Genomic DNA, 19718 nt, shown 5'->3' on the forward strand with positions numbered 1-19718 from the left:
CCTAGAAAGCGCGAGCGGCCTGCGTTTGCTGCTTCCGCGCGTTTGCTGCGTTTGCTGCATTTGCTACGGCTGCGGCGACGTCGGCTGCAACGTGGGGGTCGAAGACGCTCGGGATAATGTAGCTCGCATTCAGTTCATCATCTGCAACCCGGTTGGCGATAGCCTCTGCCGCGGCCACGAGCATTTCCGGGATGATGTCCGATGCTCCGGCGTCGAGCAGTCCGCGGAAGAAGCCCGGGAAGGCCAGCACGTTGTTGATCTGGTTGGGGAAGTCGCTCCGGCCGGTGGCCACCACCGCTGCGTGCTTGGACGCGATCACCGGGTCGATTTCGGGGGTGGGGTTGGCCATGGCGAACACGATCGCGTCCTCGGCCATCGAGGCGACCTGCTCTTCGCCGATCACGTGCGGAGCGCTGACGCCGATGAAAACGTCAGCACCCTTGAGGGCTTCGTGCAGCGTGCCGGAGAATCCGGCCTCGTTGGTGTTCGCGGCGATCCAGGAACGGTGCTCGTCGTCGTACTTTTCGCCCGAGTGGATGGCGCCGGAGCGGCCGGCGGCGACAATGTGCTGCGCGCCCTGCGCCTTGAGGAGCTGGATGATCGCAGAGCCGGCAGCGCCGACGCCGGAGACAACGATCTTGACCTCGGACAGCTTCTTGTCCACTACGCGCAACGCGTTGACGAGGGCCGCGAGGGTGACAATTGCCGTTCCGTGCTGGTCGTCGTGGAAGACGGGGATGTCCAGCTCGTCGCGCAGCCGCTTCTCGATTTCGAAGCAGCGCGGGGCTGCGATGTCTTCAAGGTTGATGCCGCCGTAGACCGGAGCCATGGCCTTGGCGATCATGATGATTTCTTCAGTGTCCTGGGTGTCCAGGCAGACCGGCCAGGCGTCGACGTTGGCGAACTGCTTGAACAGCGCGGCCTTGCCTTCCATGACAGGCAGTGCCGCGGCCGGGCCGATGTTGCCCAGGCCAAGGACGGCCGAACCGTCGGTGAGGACGGCGATGGTGTTCCGCTTGACCGTCAGGTTGCGGGCAGCTGCCGGGTCCTCGGCGATGGCGAGGCAAACGCGAGCGACGCCGGGAGTGTAGGCGCGCGAAAGGTCGTCGCGGTTGCGCAGGGCCACCTTCGGGACGACCTCGAGCTTGCCGCCCAGGTGCATGAGGAAGGTGCGGTCCGAGACGTGCTGGACCGTGACGCCGTCGAGCGCGTTGAGGGCGTCCTTGACGCGGTTGGCGTGGTCTTCGTCGGTGGTGTTGCAGGTGACGTCAACAACCAGGGTGTCGTGGTGCGACTCGGTCACATCCAGCGCGGTGACGGCCGCACCGGCAGCGGCGACCGCAGCGGCCAGCTCGCTCGTGGCAGTGAAGCTCGACGGCGCGGCGACGCGCAGGGTGATCGAATTTCCGGGGCTCGGGTTCGCCATTGAATTTCCTCCTCGTACAGGCCCATAGCGGGCCTCCGCTCAAACCGAATGTTTTCGTATTATGGATATTATTATCTACAAAGTGGAAACACAAGCCCTGATCGGCAGGCAAGCATTCCGGCGTCGCGTGCTGTATCTTGAGTGTTCTAAGCAATTCTTTTCACGATGCGGATAAGAGTTGTCGGATTCCGAGCCATAGGAGACAACGGAATGGCTGAAAAGCCCTCGGGAGGCGTGCAGTCCGTCGAGCGCGTCTTCGAACTGCTGGAACTCATCACCGACGCCGGCGGAGACGTCACGTTGAGCGAACTATCGTCGTCGACAGACCTGCCGCTCCCCACCATCCACCGCCTGCTGCGCACTTTGGTGTCCCTCGGCTACATCCGGCAACTGCCCAATCGTCGCTACGCGCTGGGCCCCCGGCTCATCCGGCTTGGCGAAGGCGCCAACAAGCAACTCGGAGCACTGGCCCGCCCCCAGCTGAAGTCCCTCGTGGACCGGCTCGGCGAAACGTCCAACATGGCCGTGCTGGATTCCGACATGGTCATCTACGTTGCCCAGGTTCCGTCCCTGCACTCCATGCGCATGTTCACCGAGGTGGGCCGCCGCGCCCATACGCACGACACCGGCGTCGGCAAGGCCATCCTGGCCCAGCTGGACGACGAAGTGGTCCGCGGCATCGTGGCCCGCACGGGCATGCCGACTCCCACGGCCAAGAGCATCGGGGACATCGATTCCCTGCTCGCCGATTTGAACCGGATCCGCGAACGCGGCTACTCGATCGACGAGGAAGAGCAGGAGATCGGCGTCCGTTGCTTCGCGATGGCTGTGCCCAATGCTCCGACGCCCACGGCTATTTCGGTTTCCGGACCGGTGTCCCGCGTGGACCAGCACTTCGCCGACCGCGCCGTGCCGCTCCTGCGCGAAGCCGCGCTCGCGATCTCGGCCGAGCTGAACCAGAACTGACTGCCCCGGACGCTCGCTCACCTATGTGGGGTTTTTGGCGGACGCTCGCTCACCTATGTGGGGTTTCGGGCGGACGCTCGCTCACGGGGTGAGCGAGCGTCCTGGAATTTGGCCCCATAAGTGAGGGAGCGTCCGGCGGTTTCTGTTTGATGACGGCGGGCGCTCAGGCGAGGGCGCCGTCGTTCACTTCGACGCCGTTAGGCTCCAGGTTGATCATGGGGGATCGCTTTTCGAAGTACCAGAAGGTCAGCAGGCCCAAGGCACAACCGAGGAACCAGCTGTAGTTGCCGATCCAAGTTGCGTTGACTGTGGTGGCTCCGGAGTCAAGGAGCGCTTTGGGAATCAGGACCGAGGCGATCGACACTACGCCGCTGATGGCCACTGACTTGACCGCGTTGGGGTTGTAGCCGTTGCGGAACCAGTACTTGCCGCTCGGCTTCATCGTGTACATGTCCTCAACCCACACCTTCTGCTTTCCCACGAGGTAGTAGCCGGCGATGAGGATGCCGAAGAGCGGGCCGATGAGCGCCCCCAGAACGCCGAGCGTGTAGTGGATGGCGTCGTCGTTCGAGTACCAGTTCCACGGGGTCAGGATGACGGATCCGACGGCGGCGATCATGCCGCCCATGCGCCAACTGATTTTCTGCGGGCTCACGTTGGAGAAGTCGAACGCCGGCGAGATGAAGTTGGCCACGATATTGATGCCCACGGTCGCGATGACAAAGGTCAATCCGCCGAGCAGCACGGCGAACACCGAATCGATTTCCTGCACGGTCTTGACCGGGTCCGTGATGAGGTGCCCAAAGACCGGGGTGGTGGCCGACGCCGTGATGACCGTGAGTAGCGAGAAGAACAGGAAGTTGACGGGCAAGCCCAGGAGATTGCCCTTCTTGACGGCCTTGAAGCTCTTGCCGTAACGCGCGAAGTCGCCGAAGTTGAGCATGGGGCCGGAGAAATACGACACCACCAAGGCGATCGCGGAGATCATGACCGGGATGGACGCAGCGAAGTCGAGCGGTTCGCCGGCGGAGAGGTTGAGGCTGATGTTGCTGACGCCGGCCTTGGATACCAAGTAGATCGCAAGAACCAACATGACAACGTAGACGGCCGGTCCGGCGAAGTCGATGAATTTGCGGATGCTTTCCATTCCGTTCCAGAACAACGCGGCCTGGGCTACCCAGAGGATTCCGTAGCAAATCCAACCCAGGGCAGAAAGGCCAAGGAAGCCGTACTGATGGACGTCGTACAACGGCTTCATGGCCGGGAAGAACTTCAGGAACACGATCACCAGGGCTTCGGAGGCCAGGAAAGTCTGCACTCCGTACCAGGCGACAGCGATGAGACCGCGGATGATGGCCGGGATGTTGGCACCTTTGACGCCGAAGACGGCCCGGTTGATCACGGGGTAGGGGACGCCGGTCTTCTGACTGGGCTTCGCCACGAGGTTGCAAAACACCTGGACAATCACGATGCCCACCAGCAGGGCCACCAACACTTGCCAGCTCGCCAGGCCGAGGGCAAAAAGGCTGCCCGCCGTCACATAGCCGCCGATGCTATGGACGTCCGACATCCAGAACGCGAACAGGTTGTAGCTGCTCCAGCGCTGGTTGTTCAGGGGCACCAGGTCTTCGTTGCTGAGCCGCGGGTCACGGCGTGCGGCGGCTTCATCAATCGGGTGGCCAAGAAGGGTGCCGGTCTTCTCTGGGGCGAGTTGTGCTTCGGCCATCGGTTCCTCGAATCAGGGTTTTCCACGACCGGGGCAGTCGTTTCACTGGTTCAATTCAATGGAACAGATGTTTCAGTTCAGTTTCCGGACCGCTAACTCTTCTTTACGCTTGGCGCCGGGCCCGGCGAGCGAGCCGAGCACGGCCGCCTTCGGACTACCGTCGCTCGATCTCTTCCAGTGAGTCGAACAGCCCGGTGATTTCCCGGACGCGATCCCTTCCTGAACGGCCCTTCGCCGCCAACACGCCGTTCGCGAGGACGCTCACGAGGCTCATGGCCGACGCATAGCTGTCAAAGGCGGCGCTGCCCTCCACAGGGCATTCGATCCAGACGGAGGCGTCGGCCGCCAGCCAGCGCGCGCTCGGGTCTCCGATCAAGATGGTGCTCGCGCCGGTGGCGGTAGCGGCCTTCAGGACACGGTCGAAGCGGTCGGGCCTGCGCCGGAATCCAAGCAGAACCACGACGTCGTTCCCGTCCAGTCCGGCGAGCTCCTCGCCCACGCTTTGGCCCGGCTGAGGGGCCAGAGCCACCGACGAACGGCACTGGAGAAGCTGCTGCCGGAAATGGAGGGCGACAGGGAAACTGTTGCGGAAACCGATCAGAAGGACATTCCGGGCCTCAGCCAGTTGTTGTACCACCTTGAGGAGGCGATCGTCGTCGAGCGTATCGAAAAGGCGGTCCAGGTTCTGCTGCTCCTGTGCCAAATGCAGGGGGATCCCGCCGTCGGCCTCCTGCCTGGCGAGCGGCACTCCGCTGGACCTCAGGCTCCGGGTGTGTTCCTTGACCTCGTTGAAATCGGCGAATCCCAGGCGGCGGAATAGCCTGCTCATGGTGGCCTTGGAAACGCCGCTAAGCTGGGCGAGCTCGGCCGCGTTGTAGACCGCAAGGTCGCCCAAGCGGTCCAACAGGGTATCCGCGGCCTTTTGCTCCTGCGGCCCAAGCTCCGAGTAGTGTTGTTCGATTCGCTCATCGATCCTCATGAAACAACCGTCTCACGCGGACCCGTAACTAGCGCGAAATGGCAGGTGCTGCCCCATTCCTTGGCTGAGGAATAGGGGCAACACCTGCCAGTTCGGCGCAGAAAGGCGCTTTAGAACCGTCAGTGCTCGACGGCGGTGGACGACGTGAGTGGCACTTCCTTGCCCTCGGCGTCGATCAGTTTGCCGTTCTCGAACCGGTCGCCGTTCGCAAGGCACGCAATGTCCGATTCGGTGACCACGCGTCCCGTGCCTGCGACGAACACGGACTGGTTGTCCGAGTTGCCGGCCTTGAAGTGGTTGAAGAGCACGTTCAGCAGGATGGCCATGATGGCGGCCGAGCTGATGCCCGAGTGGAAGATCGTGGAGAACCATGACGGGAACTGGTCGTAGAACTTCGGGGCGGCGATCGGGATCATGCCGAAGCCGATGGATGCCGCCACGATGATCAGGTTCATGTTGTTGCGATACTCCACCTTGGAGAGCGTCCGGATGCCGCTGGCGGCCACGGTTCCAAAGAGTACGACGCCGGCGCCGCCCAGGACGGGCGTCGGAACCGCTGCGACTACTCGCCCGAGGACTGGCAGCACGCCGAGAACCACCAGGATGAGTCCGCCGGCGCTGACCACGAAGCGGCTCTTGATGCCGGTGATGGCCACGAGGCCGACGTTCTGGGCGAAGGCGCTCTGGGTGAAGGAGTTGAAGAGGGGTGAGACGGCGCTTGAGAGCATGTCCGCGCGTAGTCCGTTTCCAATGCGCTTGGAGTCGACCTTGGTGCCCACGATTTCGCCAACTGCGATGATGTCCGCCGAAGTCTCGGTCAGGGTGACCAGGATGACGATCAGCATCGAAACGATGGACGCGATTTCGAAGGTGGGAGCACCGAAGGCGAACGGAGTGGGGAAGGCAACGATCGGACCCTGGCCGACCTTGGAGAAATCTGCCATGCCCGTGGCGAGGGCGATGACGGTCCCGATAGCCATGGCAAGGAGGATGGACAGGCGGGAGATGGCCGCGTTGCCGATCTTGCTCAGGAGCAGGACGATTCCCATCGTGGCCGCGGCGAGTCCGATGTTCGCCATGCTGCCGTAGTTGGGTGCCGCGCTGTTGCCGCCCATGGCCCAGTTCGCTGCGACGGGCATGAGGGTCAGTCCGATTGTCGTGATGACGGTACCCGTGACCACAGGCGGGAAGAATTTGATGATCTTGGAGAAGAGGGGAGTGATCGCCAGGCCGATCAAGGACGCCACAATGACTGAGCCGAACACCGCCTGGATCCCGCCGCCCCCGTGGACGATCGCCACCATGGTGGAAACGCCGGCGAAGGACACGCCCTGGACCAGCGGCAGCTGCGATCCGAAGAACGGGATGCCGATGGTCTGAAGAATGGTGGCGAGGCCGCCGACAAACAAGCAGGCCGCGATCAGGAGGCCGATGTCCTGCGAGGACATGCCCGCGGCGGCTCCGATGATGAGCGGCGGGGCGATGATGCCGCCGTACATGGTCAAGACGTGCTGGAAGCCGTAGGCGAACGTGCTCCCGATCGACAGGCACTGGTCCTCGGGGCGGGCTGGCCCGGACCCTGCGGGGCGGGTTTTCTTCTTGGTGTTCATGGCAGACTTTCTTGGTTCATGGCAGACGTCTTTGTCTGGCTAACGTTGTCTGGCTAACAAGGTGGTTTTGGGTACGGCCTCCCAACTGACTCGCATTTGATGCGAGTCAGTTGGGCGGGTGTTTAGAGGCTTAGCAGAAGCCGGCGATGCCGTTCCACGCAGCCGGGGCCGGTGTGGTGTTATCGCGCTGGACCGTGGCTTCGATCAAGCCGTACGGGCGGTCGGCGGCGAAGAAGACCTCGTTGGGGTTGTCGAGGCCGAACGGGCTGAGGTCCACCAGGAAGTGGTGCTTGTTGGGCATCGAGAACTTGATCTCGTCCACTTCGCTATGGGCCTCGAGGACCTTCTTGCCCATGTCGAACAGGGTCTGCTGCAGGGCGTGGGAGTAGTTCTCCGTGAAGCCTTCCAAGAGCAGGGCCTTGATGTCCTCGTAGCTCTTGTTGAAGTCGGTCCCGGCAGCGTCGAGCCCGGTGTTGTAGCGCCAGCGTGCCGAGACGTCGGTGGCGAGGATGCGGTCCGTGGTCTCGGGCAGCGTGGTGTACCGGTCGCGGGGGTAGCCGACGAAGCCGGACTGCGTGGTCTTGAGGACGGTCAGGTCCTTGAGGCCCGAGATGACGTGCGTTGTGTTGCCTTCGCGGACCACGACGGCGGTGCGGACTTCCTGCCCCTTGCGGACAAAGCTGTGGTCGTGTTCGGAGCCGTGTGCCTGGATGCGGTCCCAGGTGTAGGCCTCGGCTTCCCAACGGCCGCCCGTGACCCACTCAAAGCCCGAGGTGAAGTGTTCGCTCAAGCGCAGGAGGAAGGCTTCGGGGGAGCCGATGCCGTCGCGGGCAAAGGCGTAGATGGTGTTCTTCTGGGTGTCCGTGGCGACGACGTGTGCGTTGTCGCCTTGGAGGTGCGCAGCCTGGAAGTCGCCACGCAATTGCGAGGTGACGTTCAGGTCTTCGATCTGGTGGCGGTCGGTGTCGCGGGTGACTTTGACGACGCGGACTTCAGCCTTGCCGTACTGGTTGTCGCCGAGGACGATCTTGTTGCTCATGGTCATATCCCAACTTCTATGAGGTGGAACCCCTAAGGTCCACCAATGAAATTAAGCGCGTGTTTCGTACGCGTTTCTGGTGGAGCCGACCCAACAAAAAAGAGCCGGCATCCGTTGATGCCAGCTCATTACGACCCTGCCTGCTGCTCCCAGGTTACGTGACCTGCGCCACGAATTGAAGAAAGCGTAGCCCACCTTTGCCAGTGGTGTACATCACTTCCGGAGAATCGTTATCTACTTTCCGAATGTGACCGACGGCGGTTGGCGGCGGGGGCGCGGTCCCGCGGGCACCCCTTGACGCGGTTCGGGAATCCCCTCTACCATTTCCATATAACAAAAAATGTTTTCCAAGATGTGGAAAGTAACGAAGAGCTTCAACCGCATCGCCATGGAGAACTTGAGCGCATGAAATAGGAGGACAGATGGACTCGCAGGATAAGAACAACGTCGTGGAATTCCCGGCGCCCGGCCAGGAACTGTACCTGCCGTTCGGCGCCACGGATCCCGACTTCTACATTCCGGCCGACTGTGACCGCACGCCCGGGACTTTCTCCCGTTGGTTGCGTGCCCTTCCGGTGTTCGGCCGGCAGCGTTCCTAGGGCTCCTGCCCCTGGGGATGAGGGACTCTGCGCAACAGAGCCAAAAAGGCGGGCGGCACCTGGGGAGGTGCCGCCCGCCGCTTCGGGTTGACCGACAAGTAGCGTCGCGGACAAAGTCTGCCCGGCGAAGCTACATTGGCAAAGCCTTGGCGATCGTCGAAATGATCATGCTCGCTTTGACGGACACCAGGATCAGGCTCAGGGCAGTTAGGCCAATCAGTGCCCAAACCGGCGCGAGTCCGCGCTGCGGGGCGACCTTGTGGACGATCACTGAACGGCCCACGACGTAGACTCCGGCGCCGAGGAAGGCCCATGCCCAATGGAAGGGGCGGACCACCCCGTCCCTTTGCAACTTTTGCCAGTCGAGGTAGGACAAGAGGACGCTGACCCCGTAGATGAGCCAGCCTGAAATGACCAGCAGGAAATAGGGAACGCTGAACGCGCTGGGATCGAGGGTGGGTACGCGCCGAGCGCCGACATACCGCAGGTGGAAGACCGGGTTCCAGAGCAACAGGATGATCAGGGTGATCACTGGCAGCAGGGTGACGAGCCAGATGAACGGATTGTAGACCGGCGTCCCCCTGCTGATTTCCGGGCGCGGCGCGGGCTGGACCGATCCCGCGTATTGCGGAGGCCCCCCGTATTGCCCGGGCCTTGCGGCCGCGGGCCACGCCGCGCCGGGCTGACCTGGGCCGGCCTGACCCCCGCCAGCCTGACCCGCGCCGGCCTGGGCCGGCGGGTTCCACGCGTTCCCTGTCCAGGCGGTACCGTCCCACCACCGTAGTTGCCCGGAGCCCGAGGGGTCCGGGTACCAACCTGGAGGAGTCGGCGTGTTGTGCTGGGGGACGGTCATGATGTGCCTCCTGATCTACGACCTAATCGAGAGGCTACTCCTAACCCCTGATGATTTTCTGTGCGGCGGCTGAATGTTTGGCAATAAGTTCCGGGATGTCCAGGCCGGGAATTTGCCCGTCCACAACGCGCCATTTACCGGCGACCATGACGCGGTCGGCGCGGTCCGCCGCGCAGAGCAACAAGGCCGCGACGGGATCGTGGCTGCCGGAGAAGCGCAGCCCGTCGAGCGTGAACAAGGCCAGGTCGGCCTGCATGCCGGGAGCGATCTGCCCGATGTCCGTGCGGCCCAGCGCTGCAGCGGAGCCCCGCGTGGCCCAACCGAGGGCGCGCTCCACCGGGACGTCCGCGCCGTAGCGCAGCCGCTGCAGGTACAACGCCTGCCTCGCTTCGAGGATCATGTTGGAGGCATCGTTCGACGCCGAACCGTCCACTCCCAGCCCCACGGGAACCCCGGCGGCCTCAAGTTCCAGCACCCGTGCGGTGCCCGACGCGAGCCGCATGTTCGACGTCGGGCAATGCGCGACGGCGGTGCCCGCGGCACCCAGCCGGGCGATCTCGTCGTCGTCGAAATGGATGCCGTGGCCAAGCCAGGTGCGTTTTCCAAGCCAGCCGACGCTGTCCAAATAGTCCACGGTGCGCAGCCCGAACATCTCACGGCAGAAATCTTCCTCGTCGATGGTTTCCGCGAGGTGGGTGTGGAGCCGGACATCCAACCGTTCGGCCATGGCGGCGCTCTCGGCCATGATTTCCCTGGTCACGGAGAACGGCGAGCAAGGGGCCAAGGCGATCTGGATAACCGCTCCGTCTCCGCGCTCGTGATACTTCCCGATCAGCCGTTCGCTGTCCGCGAGGATCACCTCCGGACGCTGCACGGTGGAACGCGGCGGCAGGCCGCCGTCGTCCTCGCCGAGCGTCATGGACCCGCGGGTGAGAGTCGCGCGCATGCCGAGTTCACGCACGACGCCGACCTCGACGTCGATCGCGTCCTCAAGTCCCGCGGGGAAGAGGTAGTGGTGGTCGGCTGCCGTGGTGCAGCCGGAAAGCAGGAGTTCCGCGAGCGCTACCTTCACGGCAAGCTCGAGGCTGTCCGGCGTCAACCGCGCCCATACGGGATACAGGTTCTGCAGCCAGGGGAACAGGGGAGCGTTGGCTACTGGGCCCCAGGCTCGCGTGAGGGTTTGGTAGAAGTGGTGGTGCGTGTTGATGAGCCCGGGAAGCAGGACGTGGCTGCCGGCGTCGAACGTTTCATGGCAGGGCGCGGATGGACGCTTTCCTGCGGGGACGAGCTCGGCGATTTTCCCATCGCTGACCACGATGCCGCCGCGGGCGTCGAGGCCGTTGGCGGTGAACACTGCGAGGGGATTCTTGATCCAGAGCCGGGAAGAGCTTGGATCCGTTGCCGGGGCTGCTGGCTGGAAATCGGATGTCTGGGACACGGGGATCCTTGTCTGGTCGGCGTAGTTGCGTTCCAGCTCAGTGGTTCCTGTCTGCTGATCCAGGTTCCGGAGGTCAACCCTGCCGGTGGCACCCAGCGTAGGTGGCTCCCCGAAGTGCGTCAATGTGACCGGCGGCGAAACGCTCCCCTGCCGGGCGCCAAGCATGAATTTCACATGTTGAAACTTTTTTTCCAGAAACTATGGCGCGGCTCACACCACCGGTGCTAATCTCAATTTGCCAAAGGCGGGCACCCGGACTCCGGGAAGCTATCTACCAGGCGAAACCTTCAAAAGCACATGCTGAAGCCTGGTAATCGCAGCACTGGTCTGTCATGTTCAGATGCCTCCCTGGTTACAGGCTTCCTCAGCACTAAGGAAGTCGCACATGAGTACCACCGTCACGGCCGAACATTTCTTGGCCACTTCCATTGAGCTGGCAACAGCCAATGTCCTCAACAGCGGCGGGCCGTTCGGCGCCGTCATTGTCACCGCGGATGGCCGCGCCTTCGAAGGCGTCAACCGGGTCACCGCTACCAACGACCCCACGGCCCACGCCGAGGTCACCGCCATCCGCAATGCGTGCCGCGAACTCGGCACCTTCGATCTCAGCGGGGCAACCCTCTACACGAGCTGCGAGCCATGCCCCATGTGCCTGGCCTCGGCGCTCTGGGCCCGCATCGGAAACGTGGTCTTCGCAGCAGACCGGCACGACGCCGCTTCCGTCGGCTTCGACGACGCCGTCTTCTACGAATACTTCGAGAACGAGGACCGGGACACGCTCATGCCGGTCACCAAGCTGGAACTGGGCGACCCCCAGGCCCCGGCCATCCTGGAACCCTTCAACACCTGGAACACGCTTGACTCCAGGATTGACTACTAGGGCCCGGTGGCTGAAATGACAATCCTGGACCCCGCAGAAATGCGAACGGCAACTGAAAAGCAGGCTGCGCCTTCCGGCGCAGGGCAGACAGAGGCACGCGAAAAGCACACGGCAACCGGACTGGCACAGCGGGGCAGCAGCCCCAGGCCCCCCGCGTCGCACTCCTTCCTGGATCGTTTCTTCCAGATCACCAAGCGTGGCTCCACGCTGGCCCGCGAATTCCGCGGCGGCATCGTCACGTTCTTCACGATGGCCTACATCGTTATCCTCAACCCACTGATCCTCGGCGGATTCTCAGCCCAGAACGCACCCACGGATGTGGCCGGCGGATGGTTATCCGCGGCGCAAGTGGGGGCAGTCACCGGCCTGACCGCCGGTGTCATGACGGTCCTCTTCGGCCTGATCGCGAACCTGCCGTTCGGGCTCGCCGCGGGCCTGGGAATCAACTCGTTCCTGGCAGTAGCCGTGATCCATGAGGTCACTTGGCCGGAAGCCATGGGCCTGGTGGTCATCAACGGCATCCTGATTGTCCTGTTCGGCGTCACAGGCGCCCGGACCGCGATCTTCAAGGCCGTCCCCAAGGAACTCAAGGCCGCCATCACCGTTGGCATCGGCCTGTTCATCGCCTTCATCGGCTTCGTCGATTCCGGCTTCGTCCGCGCCACCAAAGGCGGACCGCCGGTTCAGCTCGGCAACGATGGTTCCATCACCTCAATACCAACCCTTGTTTTCATCGTCGGTCTGCTGGTCATGGGAATCCTTGTGGCCCGTAAGATCCAGGGCGGCCTCCTGATCGGAATCGTCGCCACCACGGTCCTCGCCGCCGTCGTCGAGGCCGTCATGCACATCGGGCCTGGCAGCGCAGCCAATCCCGGTGGCTGGCACCTCAACACTCCGGTGCTGTCCGGCCAGTTGGTTTCGGCCCCGGACTTCAGCTTGGTGGGCCACTTCGACCTCTTCGGTTCGTTCTCGCGGATCGGCGGCCTGGCCGCCACGATGCTGGTGTTCACCCTGGTGTTCACCAACTTCTTCGATGCCATGGGCACCATGACCGGCCTCGCCAAGAGCGCCGGCGTGGCCTACAAGGACGGGACGTTCCCCAAGCTCAAGTCGGCCTTCATCGTCGAAGGCCTGGGCGCGGTAGCCGGCGGCGCGACGTCGGGCTCGTCCAACACCGTGTACATCGACTCCGCTGCCGGCATTGGCGAAGGCGCCCGCACCGGCCTGGCGTCGGTAGTCACCGGGCTGTTGTTCCTGGGTTCGATGTTCCTGACCCCGCTCACCAGCGTGGTTCCGCTCGAGGTCGCAGCCGCGGCCCTGGTGGTGGTGGGCGCCATGATGATGGCGCAGATCCGCGAGATCAAGTTCTCCAAATTCTCCGTGGCCCTGCCCGCTTTCCTCACCATCGTCACCATGCCGCTGACCTACTCCATCGCCAACGGCATCGGCGTCGGATTCATCTCCTGGGCCGTGATCCACGCTGCTTCCGGGAAGGGCAAGAAGGTCCATCCGCTCATGTGGGTGGTGACCGTCGGCTTCTTGGTCTACTTCGCCCGCGGGCCGATCAGCGCGCTGATGGGAGCGTAGCCGGCCGTTGAGACGGCGGTCCGGCCGCAAATCACCGCAATGAATAGGCGTCCGCCGATCGTCACCAACCGCATCAAGCGGACGACGACGGCGGGCGGCGGTGAGGTGCGGCCGCTCCGCTAAGGACTGGGGTGGGAAATGAGAGGCCCGCCCCGGTCCTCTTCACGCAACGGGTCGCCTGTTTACCCGAAGCTCTCCTGTACAGACGCAAGGAATGAGAATATGAGGCAAGATCGCACACTGCCCCGGGCGGGTTTCCGGTCCGGGACCTCGGTAAAGGAGGTGTTGCCATGCTGGAATTGATGCCCTCGCTGGGCATGTGGCGGCCCGCGGTCTCCGGGCAGCGATGCGCCGTTGCCACCATCGTGGCCGCGGGAGGCTCGGTCCCCCGGCCCCTCGGCACGTCCATGCTGGTTTCCGAACACGGGGACGTCCTTGGCAGCCTCTCCGGAGGCTGCGTGGAAGGCGCCGTGGTGGAAGCCGCCCTTCAAGCAATGCACGACGGCGGCAGCCGCCTTGAGTCGTTCGGCTACAGCGCCGAGGACGCGTTTGCCGTCGGGCTCACGTGTGGCGGCGAGCTGGAAGTCCACATCCAGCCGAGCGGGCCCGCCGGCCTGGATTTGGCCTTGTTGAATGCCGCTTCAGGAGGCTCTTCCCTGGCACTCATCCGCCGGCTCGACGCCGCGGGAGGCGCCGTCGTCGTGCCTGATCCGGCGCGATTTTCCGCCGCCGGTTCGCGGGAACTTTCAGACCTTCTTGGCGGGGATGACGCCGTGATCCGCGCGGCCGCGGCCCAGCTTGAACCGCTTCTGCATGGAGGCCGTGCTGGCCTGGTGCGGCTCGCCCCGGCCGAGGGCTGCGGGGGCTCCGTGTCGGAAGCCGAACCCATCACCCTCTTCGTGGAAAGCCGATTGCCCGCGGCCCGCATGCTGATCTTTGGCGCCAACGACTTCGGCGCGGCCTTGCTCCCCGCCGGGAAACTCCTGGGCTACGAGGTCACTCTGTGCGATGCGCGGTCCGCTTTTTCGAGCCAGGGCCGTTTCCTCGCCGCCGACCACCTCGTCACGGCCTGGCCGCACCGCTACCTTGCCGCGGAAGCAGCCGCCGGCCGGATCGATTCCCGCACTGTCGTGTGCGTGCTGACCCACGATCCGAAATTCGATATCCCCCTGCTGGAAACAGCCCTCGATCTGGATCTCGCCTATGTGGGAGCCATGGGTTCCAGGCGCAGCCACCGGCAGCGGATCGTTGGACTGCTTGCCTGCGGCATCCCGACAGATGCCCTCGAACGCCTGCATTCGCCGATCGGATTGGATCTCGGCGCAGTGACTCCCGCGGAAGTGGCCGTGTCCATTACCGCCGAAATCCTCGCGTCCCGCGCGCCGCGCCCGGCCTCCGCCGTGGGTTCGCTCAAGGACGGCGCAGGACCGATCCATCAGACCAACACCCCCGAACAAAGCAAGGTGACCCCATGGACATGAACACCATCGAGTCCGTGGTTGCCACCACGGATCCAGGCCAGTGGCGCGAGGGCGACGCCTGGCTTGCCGGCGGCACGGTCCTGTTCTCCTACGGCAGCCCGGTAGGCAGCGAAGAGCCCCTCAAACGGTTGCTCGATCTGGGGCACGCGGGCTGGCCGGCCGTCACCGTGGGCGACGCAGGCATTGAACTGGCCGCCACCTGCACCGTCGCCGAGCTTTACGCCCTGCCCGTGTCGGACGCCGTGGCTGGCCGGAACTGGCCGGGACTGGATCTTTTCCGTCCGTGCTGCGACTCTTTCGTAGCCTCGTTCAAGGTGTGGAACATGTCCACCGTTGGCGGCAATGTGTGCACATCACTCCCTGCCGGGCCCATGATTTCGCTGTGCGCCGGCCTGGATGCGAGGGCCGCCATCCTCGGACGCCACGGCAGCAGCCGTACCGTTCCAGTGGCCGAATTCGTCACCGGGGACGGGAAAAACTGCCTGGCTCCAGGCGAGCTCCTGCGCAGCATCCAGCTCCCGGCGGCGGCCTTGGCCGCGAAGGTCGCCTTCCGCCGGCTCTCCCTCAGCAACCTCGGGCGATCCGGGGTGCTGCTGATCGGAAGGCTCGACGCCGATGGCAGCTTCGTCCTCACCGTTACCGCCGCGACCAAACGGCCCGTGCAGCTGCGGTTCGCCGCCGCGGAGGCTCCCGACGCCGGGCGGCTGGCCGCCGCCGTCGGGCATTCAATCCCTGCGGAGCTGTACCACGACGACATCCACGGGCTCCCGGAATGGCGCCGCGACATGACGTTCCGCCTTGCGGAGGAGATCCGGACGGAGTTGCTTGATCCGGTTCCGGCCGGACCGCCCACCGTCTCGGGCGATTTCTGGCCGCCGCACGCCACCTCGCCGCAACCATCCACCCAAGCCGCACAGAAGGAGGCCTGAGCATGGCAATCGAGATCAACGGAACAGCCACCGAGGCCGCTCCACGCCCGGGCCAGTGCCTTCGGACGTTCCTGCGCGAACAGGGCAACTTCGGCGTCAAGAAGGGGTGCGACGGCGGCGACTGCGGCGCTTGTACCGTCCACGTGGACGGCATACCCGTGCACAGTTGCATCTACCCGGCCGTCCGCGCCGAAGGGCACTCGGTCACCACCGTCGAGGGGCTCTCGAACGGGGAAGAGCTTCATCCCGTGCAGGAGCAGTTCCTCGATAACCAGGGTTTCCAGTGCGGTTTCTGCACGGCCGGCATGATGATGACGGCCGCCACCTTCGACGAGGAACAGAAAGCCAACCTCCCCCGAAACCTCAAGGGTAACCTGTGCCGCTGCACGGGTTACCGCTCCATCGCGGACGCAGTGTGCGGTGACGCCGGCGACGGGCAAAACACCTCCGACGGCGGCGCCGCGTCGCAGTCCGGCGCGGGATCAAAGGGTTCAGGTCAGCTCGGCGACAACGTTCCCGCCCCGGCGGGGCGCGCCGTCGTCACCGGCACCGCCCGCTACACCCTCGACGTCCCGGCAGAACAGCTCCCGGGCCTGCTGCACCTGAAGCTGCTGCGCTCGCCACATGCGCATGCCCGGATTGTTTCCATCGATACCACGGCGGCCCTCCAAGTACCCGGCGTCGTCGCGGTTTTCACGCATGAGGACGCGCCGGGCCGGTTGTTCTCCACCGCCCAGCACGAGCTTTACACCGATGATCCCGACGATACCCGCGTCCTCGACAACGTAGTGCGCTTCATCGGCCAGCGGGTGGCCGCCGTCGTCGCCGAATCGGTGGGCGCAGCGGAAGCCGGGGCCCGGGCCATCAGGGTGGAATATGAACTCCTTGACGCTGTCTTCTCGCCACAGGACGCGTTGCTGCCGGGTGCGCCCGCGATCCATGGGGAGAAAGACGGGGAAACGGCACGGATTTCCCGCCCGCAGAACAACGTCGTGGCGGAGGTCCATTCCGAGCTGGGGGATGTCGAAGCCGGATTCGCGGCGGCCGACTTCATCCACGAGAACACCTACCAGACCCAGAGGGTCCAGCACGTCGCAATGGAAACGCACTGTTCCATCGCGTGGGTGGAGCCCTCCGACAATCCGGGGGAGGACCGGCTCATGGTGCGTTCCTCCAGCCAGGTCCCGTTCCTGGTCCGGCGAACACTTGCCCGCGTGTTCGACCTTCCCGAAGACCGCATCCGCGTGGTGGCAGGCCGCGTGGGAGGCGGGTTCGGCGGCAAGCAGGAAGTGCTCACCGAGGACCTCGTAGCCATGGCGGCACTCAAGCTGCGCCGGCCGGTGCAGGTGGAATTCACCCGCACCGAGCAATTCACCTCCACCACCACGCGCCACCCCTTCACTATCAAGGTCAAAGCAGGGGCGAGCAATGACGGCCAGCTGACGGCGATGCAGCTGGACGTGGTCACCAACACCGGCGCGTACGGAAACCACGCGCCCGGAGTGATGTTCCACGGTTGCGGCGAGTCCCTGGCCGTCTACAAATGTGCCAACAAGAAAGTGGATGCGCAGGCCGTCTACACCAACACAGTCCCGGCCGGCGCCTTCCGTGGCTACGGACTGAGCCAAATGATCTTCGCGATCGAATCCGCCATCGACGAGCTCGCCGTCGGAATCGGCATGGACCCCTTGGACTTCCGGCTCAAGAACATGGTCCGGCCGGGGGACCACATGCTCTCCACGAACCCGGAACCGGAAGAGGACGTTTACTACGGGAGCTACGGGCTGGACCAGTGTGTGGCTCTGGTCCGGGATGCCCTCGAGCGGGGCGAGAAACGCTACCGGGATGCCGGCCTCGACAACTTCGGCCCGGGGTGGGTCACGGGCGTCGGGTCCGCGCTGTCCATGATCGACACGGTTCCGCCCCGCGGCCACTTCGCCCACACGCGCCTCAGGCTCCTGCCGGACGGTACGTTCGACGCCGCCGTCGGGACCGCCGAGTTCGGCAACGGCACCACCACGGTCCACGCCCAACTGGCGGCGACCGCCCTGGCCACGACGGCGTCGAACGTGGCCGTGCGCCAGTCCGACACGGACCTCGTGGAGCACGATACCGGCGCATTCGGCTCCGCTGGAACCGTGGTGGCCGGGCAGGCAACCTTGCTCGCGGCGCAGGAGCTCGCGCTCCGGATCCGGGCTGTGGCGGCCGCGTTCGCCGGTGTGCCGGAGGCGGACTGCGTGCTCGAGGACGGTGCGGTGCGTTGGGGTGAGCGGGTGGTTCCCTTTACCGAGGTGTACGACGCCGCACAGCAGCAGGGCATGCAACTCGCCACCGAAGGGCGTTGGGGCGGAACTCCGCGTTCGGTCGCCTTCAACGTCCACGGATTCCGGGTGGCCGTGAACACCGGCACGGGGGAACTGAGGATCCTGCAGAGCGTCCAGGCGGCCGATGCCGGCGTCGTGGTCAATCCACGGCAATGCCGCGGCCAGGTGGAAGGCGGAATCGCCCAGGCGCTGGGAGTCGCGCTGTATGAGGAAGTCCGGGTGAACGACGCAGGCAAGGTCACCACCGACATCCTGCGGCAATATCACATCCCCTCTTTCGCGGACGTGCCACGCAGCGAGGTCTATTTCGCGAAAACGAACGACCAGATGGGGCCGCTCGGTGCGAAGTCCATGAGCGAGAGCCCGTTCAATCCCGTGGCACCCGCGCTGGCCAACGCCATCCGGAACGCCACCGGGGTGAGGTTCGTGGCGCTCCCCATCGCCCGGGACAAGATCTACCTGGCGCTGAAGGACGCCGCCGCCTCCACCCCTACCCAACTGACTCGCATTTAATGTCGTTATCGAGCCTCATAACGGCATCTACTGCGAGTTAGTTGGGTGGCCGGGCCGCGATGGGGGCTAGTCGCGGAGGAGGTGCAGTTTGTCCTTCGTGTCCACGTCGGCTCCATCGGAGAGGTCGCTGCAGTCGACGACGTCCACCAGCCCGGGGTGCGCCTTGAGGAAACGGCGTGCCCCGGCGTCGCCGACGGCGGACTCAGCGACCTCGGCGCGGAGGCCGACGTCGATGATCAACGGGTGGCCGCGCCTTAGCTTTGTTGTGTGGCCACCGTCGAAGGCGGCTTCCGGGTATCCCGCCGCGGTCACCCGGCCGGCTTGGTGCGCTGCTAACAGCCTGGCGACGACGGCGGGGGTCACCCCAGGTTGGTCCACCAAAGTCACCATGACATTGTGGCCGTGTGTAGCTGCCGCAATACCGGTGCGGAACGAGCTGGCCATGCCGGCTGCCCACTCCGGGTTGTCGACGACGAGGTACTGGTCCAGCTCCGTAGCGCGACGGACCCGCTCGGCTCCGGCACCGAGCACTACGACTACCTTGAGGCATCCGCCGTCGAGCAATGTCTTGGCGAGCACTTCCACCAAGGTCCGGCCGCGGAAGGGCAGCAGCGCCTTGGGGCCGAGTCCCAGGCGAGTCCCTGCGCCGCCGGCCAACAATACACCGGTGGTGGCTACGGGGCTGGAATCGTTCATGGGGTTCACCTTATCCATGTGCCTTCGCGGGGTCTCTAGGTTCACCTTGCACTCCAATATAGGTCTACCGAAAAAGGTTGAATATTACCCATGGGTAGGCCTTCTGGCAGACTCGTATGGCCGATATTCTCTTAGGGACTTCACGAGAGTCAGTGGTCATCGAAGGGGATGCAATGACGCATCCGCGGTGGAAAGAGGGTTTATGTCTGGCATTTTCGAAATTCTGGCAGCTGGGGAGCAATCGTTCCGTTTCCGGTTGAAGGCCGATGATGGAACGGTAGTGGCGGTGTCGCCCAAGTTCCCGGATATTGCGGCCCTTGTGGCCGGTATCAACGCAGTCAGGGAGAATGCCGCCACAGGATTCGTGGTGGATCGGCGCTCGCTCGGAGCGTAACAACGAATCGGCGGTAGTGCTCACGGAGCACTACCGCCGATTCTTATTTAAAGCTGTTTAGGAGTCGCCCCCCGAACCGCCGGTGGTGCCGGCGGTCACGTCGAGGAGCTTGTACCGGTCAATGGCGTACGACGGCGCACTCGGGTCAACCTCGCCCCTCGCCGCGAGGAGCTGCAGGGTTTTGACGACGATGGAGTGGGTGTCGTTTTTGAAGAAGCGGCGAGCGGCTTGGCGGGTGTCGGAGAATCCGAATCCGTCGGCGCCGAGGGAGGCGAATT

The 19718-nt window shown here is 64.4% G+C and carries 17 protein-coding genes; 8 read left to right on the plus strand and 9 right to left on the minus strand.

Annotation, left to right across the window (positions count from 1 at the left end):
• Window position 1: 1 nt before the first annotated feature.
• Window positions 2-1426 (minus strand): NAD-dependent malic enzyme, encoded by a 1425-nt coding sequence (locus QRN51_RS11355; RefSeq protein ID WP_284989950.1) that lies wholly within the window; start codon window positions 1424-1426, stop codon window positions 2-4.
• 210 nt (window positions 1427-1636) lie between these two features.
• Between QRN51_RS11355 and QRN51_RS11360 the strand changes: the two genes are divergently transcribed.
• Window positions 1637-2392 carry an IclR family transcriptional regulator gene (locus QRN51_RS11360; protein ID WP_059389461.1) on the plus strand — a complete coding sequence of 252 codons (756 nt, stop codon included), beginning with the start codon at window positions 1637-1639 and terminating at the stop codon, window positions 2390-2392.
• Window positions 2393-2555: 163 nt separating this feature from the next.
• Here QRN51_RS11360 and QRN51_RS11365 read toward each other — a convergent pair whose 3' ends face one another.
• From QRN51_RS11365 to pucL, 4 genes are all read right to left on the minus strand, one after another.
• Window positions 2556-4118 carry an NCS1 family nucleobase:cation symporter-1 gene (locus QRN51_RS11365; protein ID WP_284989951.1) on the minus strand — a complete coding sequence of 521 codons (1563 nt, stop codon included), beginning with the start codon at window positions 4116-4118 and terminating at the stop codon, window positions 2556-2558.
• 154 nt (window positions 4119-4272) lie between these two features.
• Complete coding sequence (locus QRN51_RS11370) at window positions 4273-5097, minus strand: MurR/RpiR family transcriptional regulator (protein ID WP_284989952.1); 825 nt, start codon at window positions 5095-5097, stop codon at window positions 4273-4275.
• A gap of 119 nt (window positions 5098-5216) precedes the next feature.
• Window positions 5217-6707 carry a nucleobase:cation symporter-2 family protein gene (locus tag QRN51_RS11375; protein ID WP_284989953.1) on the minus strand — a complete coding sequence of 497 codons (1491 nt, stop codon included), beginning with the start codon at window positions 6705-6707 and terminating at the stop codon, window positions 5217-5219.
• Window positions 6708-6837: 130 nt separating this feature from the next.
• Window positions 6838-7752, minus strand: a complete 915-nt coding sequence (gene pucL, locus QRN51_RS11380; protein ID WP_172465633.1) for a factor-independent urate hydroxylase — start codon at window positions 7750-7752, stop codon at window positions 6838-6840.
• Between the two features lie 416 nt (window positions 7753-8168).
• On the opposite strand from pucL, the gene QRN51_RS11385 reads away from it, so the two are divergent.
• Window positions 8169-8345, plus strand: a complete 177-nt coding sequence (locus QRN51_RS11385) for a hypothetical protein (RefSeq protein WP_172465634.1) — start codon at window positions 8169-8171, stop codon at window positions 8343-8345.
• Between the two features lie 130 nt (window positions 8346-8475).
• Here the strand turns inward: QRN51_RS11385 and QRN51_RS11390 are convergent, their stop codons facing one another.
• On the minus strand, window positions 8476-9198 hold the full coding sequence (locus QRN51_RS11390) for a DUF2510 domain-containing protein (RefSeq protein ID WP_284989954.1): 723 nt from the start codon (window positions 9196-9198) through the stop codon (window positions 8476-8478).
• Window positions 9199-9238: 40 nt separating this feature from the next.
• The gene (locus QRN51_RS11395) at window positions 9239-10801 is read right to left on the minus strand and encodes an 8-oxoguanine deaminase (protein WP_284989967.1); all 1563 of its coding nucleotides are present in this window, start codon (window positions 10799-10801) and stop codon (window positions 9239-9241) included.
• 220 nt (window positions 10802-11021) lie between these two features.
• Here QRN51_RS11395 and QRN51_RS11400 point away from each other — a divergent pair, with 220 nt between their 5' ends.
• The 5 genes from QRN51_RS11400 (at window position 11022) to QRN51_RS11420 (ending at window position 18350) form a co-directional block, all read left to right on the plus strand.
• Window positions 11022-11516 carry a nucleoside deaminase gene (locus tag QRN51_RS11400; protein ID WP_284989955.1) on the plus strand — a complete coding sequence of 165 codons (495 nt, stop codon included), beginning with the start codon at window positions 11022-11024 and terminating at the stop codon, window positions 11514-11516.
• Between the two features lie 15 nt (window positions 11517-11531).
• On the plus strand, window positions 11532-13103 hold the full coding sequence (locus QRN51_RS11405) for an NCS2 family permease (protein WP_502870858.1): 1572 nt from the start codon (window positions 11532-11534) through the stop codon (window positions 13101-13103).
• Between the two features lie 290 nt (window positions 13104-13393).
• Window positions 13394-14584: an XdhC family protein gene (locus tag QRN51_RS11410; protein WP_284989957.1), complete on the plus strand. Its 1191-nt coding sequence runs from the start codon at window positions 13394-13396 to the stop codon at window positions 14582-14584.
• Window positions 14575-15513: an FAD binding domain-containing protein gene (locus QRN51_RS11415; RefSeq protein WP_284989958.1), complete on the plus strand. Its 939-nt coding sequence runs from the start codon at window positions 14575-14577 to the stop codon at window positions 15511-15513. The genes QRN51_RS11410 and QRN51_RS11415 overlap by 10 nt, the downstream gene beginning before the upstream one ends.
• A gap of 2 nt (window positions 15514-15515) precedes the next feature.
• Entirely contained in the window at window positions 15516-18350 is a 2835-nt protein-coding gene (locus tag QRN51_RS11420; protein ID WP_284989959.1) for a molybdopterin-dependent oxidoreductase, read from the plus strand.
• Window positions 18351-18416: 66 nt separating this feature from the next.
• Here the strand turns inward: QRN51_RS11420 and nboR are convergent, their stop codons facing one another.
• Window positions 18417-19046: a nicotine blue oxidoreductase gene (nboR, locus tag QRN51_RS11425; protein WP_284989960.1), complete on the minus strand. Its 630-nt coding sequence runs from the start codon at window positions 19044-19046 to the stop codon at window positions 18417-18419.
• Between the two features lie 202 nt (window positions 19047-19248).
• Here nboR and QRN51_RS11430 point away from each other — a divergent pair, with 202 nt between their 5' ends.
• Window positions 19249-19440: a YegP family protein gene (locus tag QRN51_RS11430; RefSeq protein WP_059389468.1), complete on the plus strand. Its 192-nt coding sequence runs from the start codon at window positions 19249-19251 to the stop codon at window positions 19438-19440.
• A gap of 57 nt (window positions 19441-19497) precedes the next feature.
• Here the strand turns inward: QRN51_RS11430 and QRN51_RS11435 are convergent.
• A partial coding sequence (locus QRN51_RS11435; protein WP_284989961.1) for a hypothetical protein occupies window positions 19498-19718 on the minus strand: 221 nt, incomplete at its 5' end.

The organism is Arthrobacter sp. efr-133-TYG-120 (assembly GCF_030209785.1).
In the GTDB taxonomy this organism is placed as follows: domain Bacteria; phylum Actinomycetota; class Actinomycetes; order Actinomycetales; family Micrococcaceae; genus Arthrobacter.

Excerpts from the sequence above, each read along its gene's own strand:
- QRN51_RS11405 (WP_502870858.1), top strand. The coding sequence starts at position 11,532 with ATGACAATCCTGGACCCCGCAGAAATGCGAACGGCAACTGAAAAGCAG.
- QRN51_RS11375 (WP_284989953.1), bottom strand. The coding sequence starts at position 6,707 with ATGAACACCAAGAAGAAAACCCGCCCCGCAGGGTCCGGGCCAGCCCGC.
- QRN51_RS11395 (WP_284989967.1), bottom strand. The coding sequence starts at position 10,801 with ATGCTTGGCGCCCGGCAGGGGAGCGTTTCGCCGCCGGTCACATTGACG.
- QRN51_RS11355 (WP_284989950.1), bottom strand. The coding sequence starts at position 1,426 with ATGGCGAACCCGAGCCCCGGAAATTCGATCACCCTGCGCGTCGCCGCG.
- nboR (WP_284989960.1), bottom strand. The coding sequence starts at position 19,046 with ATGAACGATTCCAGCCCCGTAGCCACCACCGGTGTATTGTTGGCCGGC.
- QRN51_RS11365 (WP_284989951.1), bottom strand. The coding sequence starts at position 4,118 with ATGGCCGAAGCACAACTCGCCCCAGAGAAGACCGGCACCCTTCTTGGC.
- QRN51_RS11385 (WP_172465634.1), top strand. The coding sequence starts at position 8,169 with ATGGACTCGCAGGATAAGAACAACGTCGTGGAATTCCCGGCGCCCGGC.
- QRN51_RS11420 (WP_284989959.1), top strand. The coding sequence starts at position 15,516 with ATGGCAATCGAGATCAACGGAACAGCCACCGAGGCCGCTCCACGCCCG.
- QRN51_RS11390 (WP_284989954.1), bottom strand. The coding sequence starts at position 9,198 with ATGACCGTCCCCCAGCACAACACGCCGACTCCTCCAGGTTGGTACCCG.
- QRN51_RS11410 (WP_284989957.1), top strand. The coding sequence starts at position 13,394 with ATGCTGGAATTGATGCCCTCGCTGGGCATGTGGCGGCCCGCGGTCTCC.
- QRN51_RS11415 (WP_284989958.1), top strand. The coding sequence starts at position 14,575 with ATGGACATGAACACCATCGAGTCCGTGGTTGCCACCACGGATCCAGGC.
- QRN51_RS11370 (WP_284989952.1), bottom strand. The coding sequence starts at position 5,097 with ATGAGGATCGATGAGCGAATCGAACAACACTACTCGGAGCTTGGGCCG.
- QRN51_RS11360 (WP_059389461.1), top strand. The coding sequence starts at position 1,637 with ATGGCTGAAAAGCCCTCGGGAGGCGTGCAGTCCGTCGAGCGCGTCTTC.
- QRN51_RS11430 (WP_059389468.1), top strand. The coding sequence starts at position 19,249 with ATGTCTGGCATTTTCGAAATTCTGGCAGCTGGGGAGCAATCGTTCCGT.
- QRN51_RS11400 (WP_284989955.1), top strand. The coding sequence starts at position 11,022 with ATGAGTACCACCGTCACGGCCGAACATTTCTTGGCCACTTCCATTGAG.
- pucL (WP_172465633.1), bottom strand. The coding sequence starts at position 7,752 with ATGACCATGAGCAACAAGATCGTCCTCGGCGACAACCAGTACGGCAAG.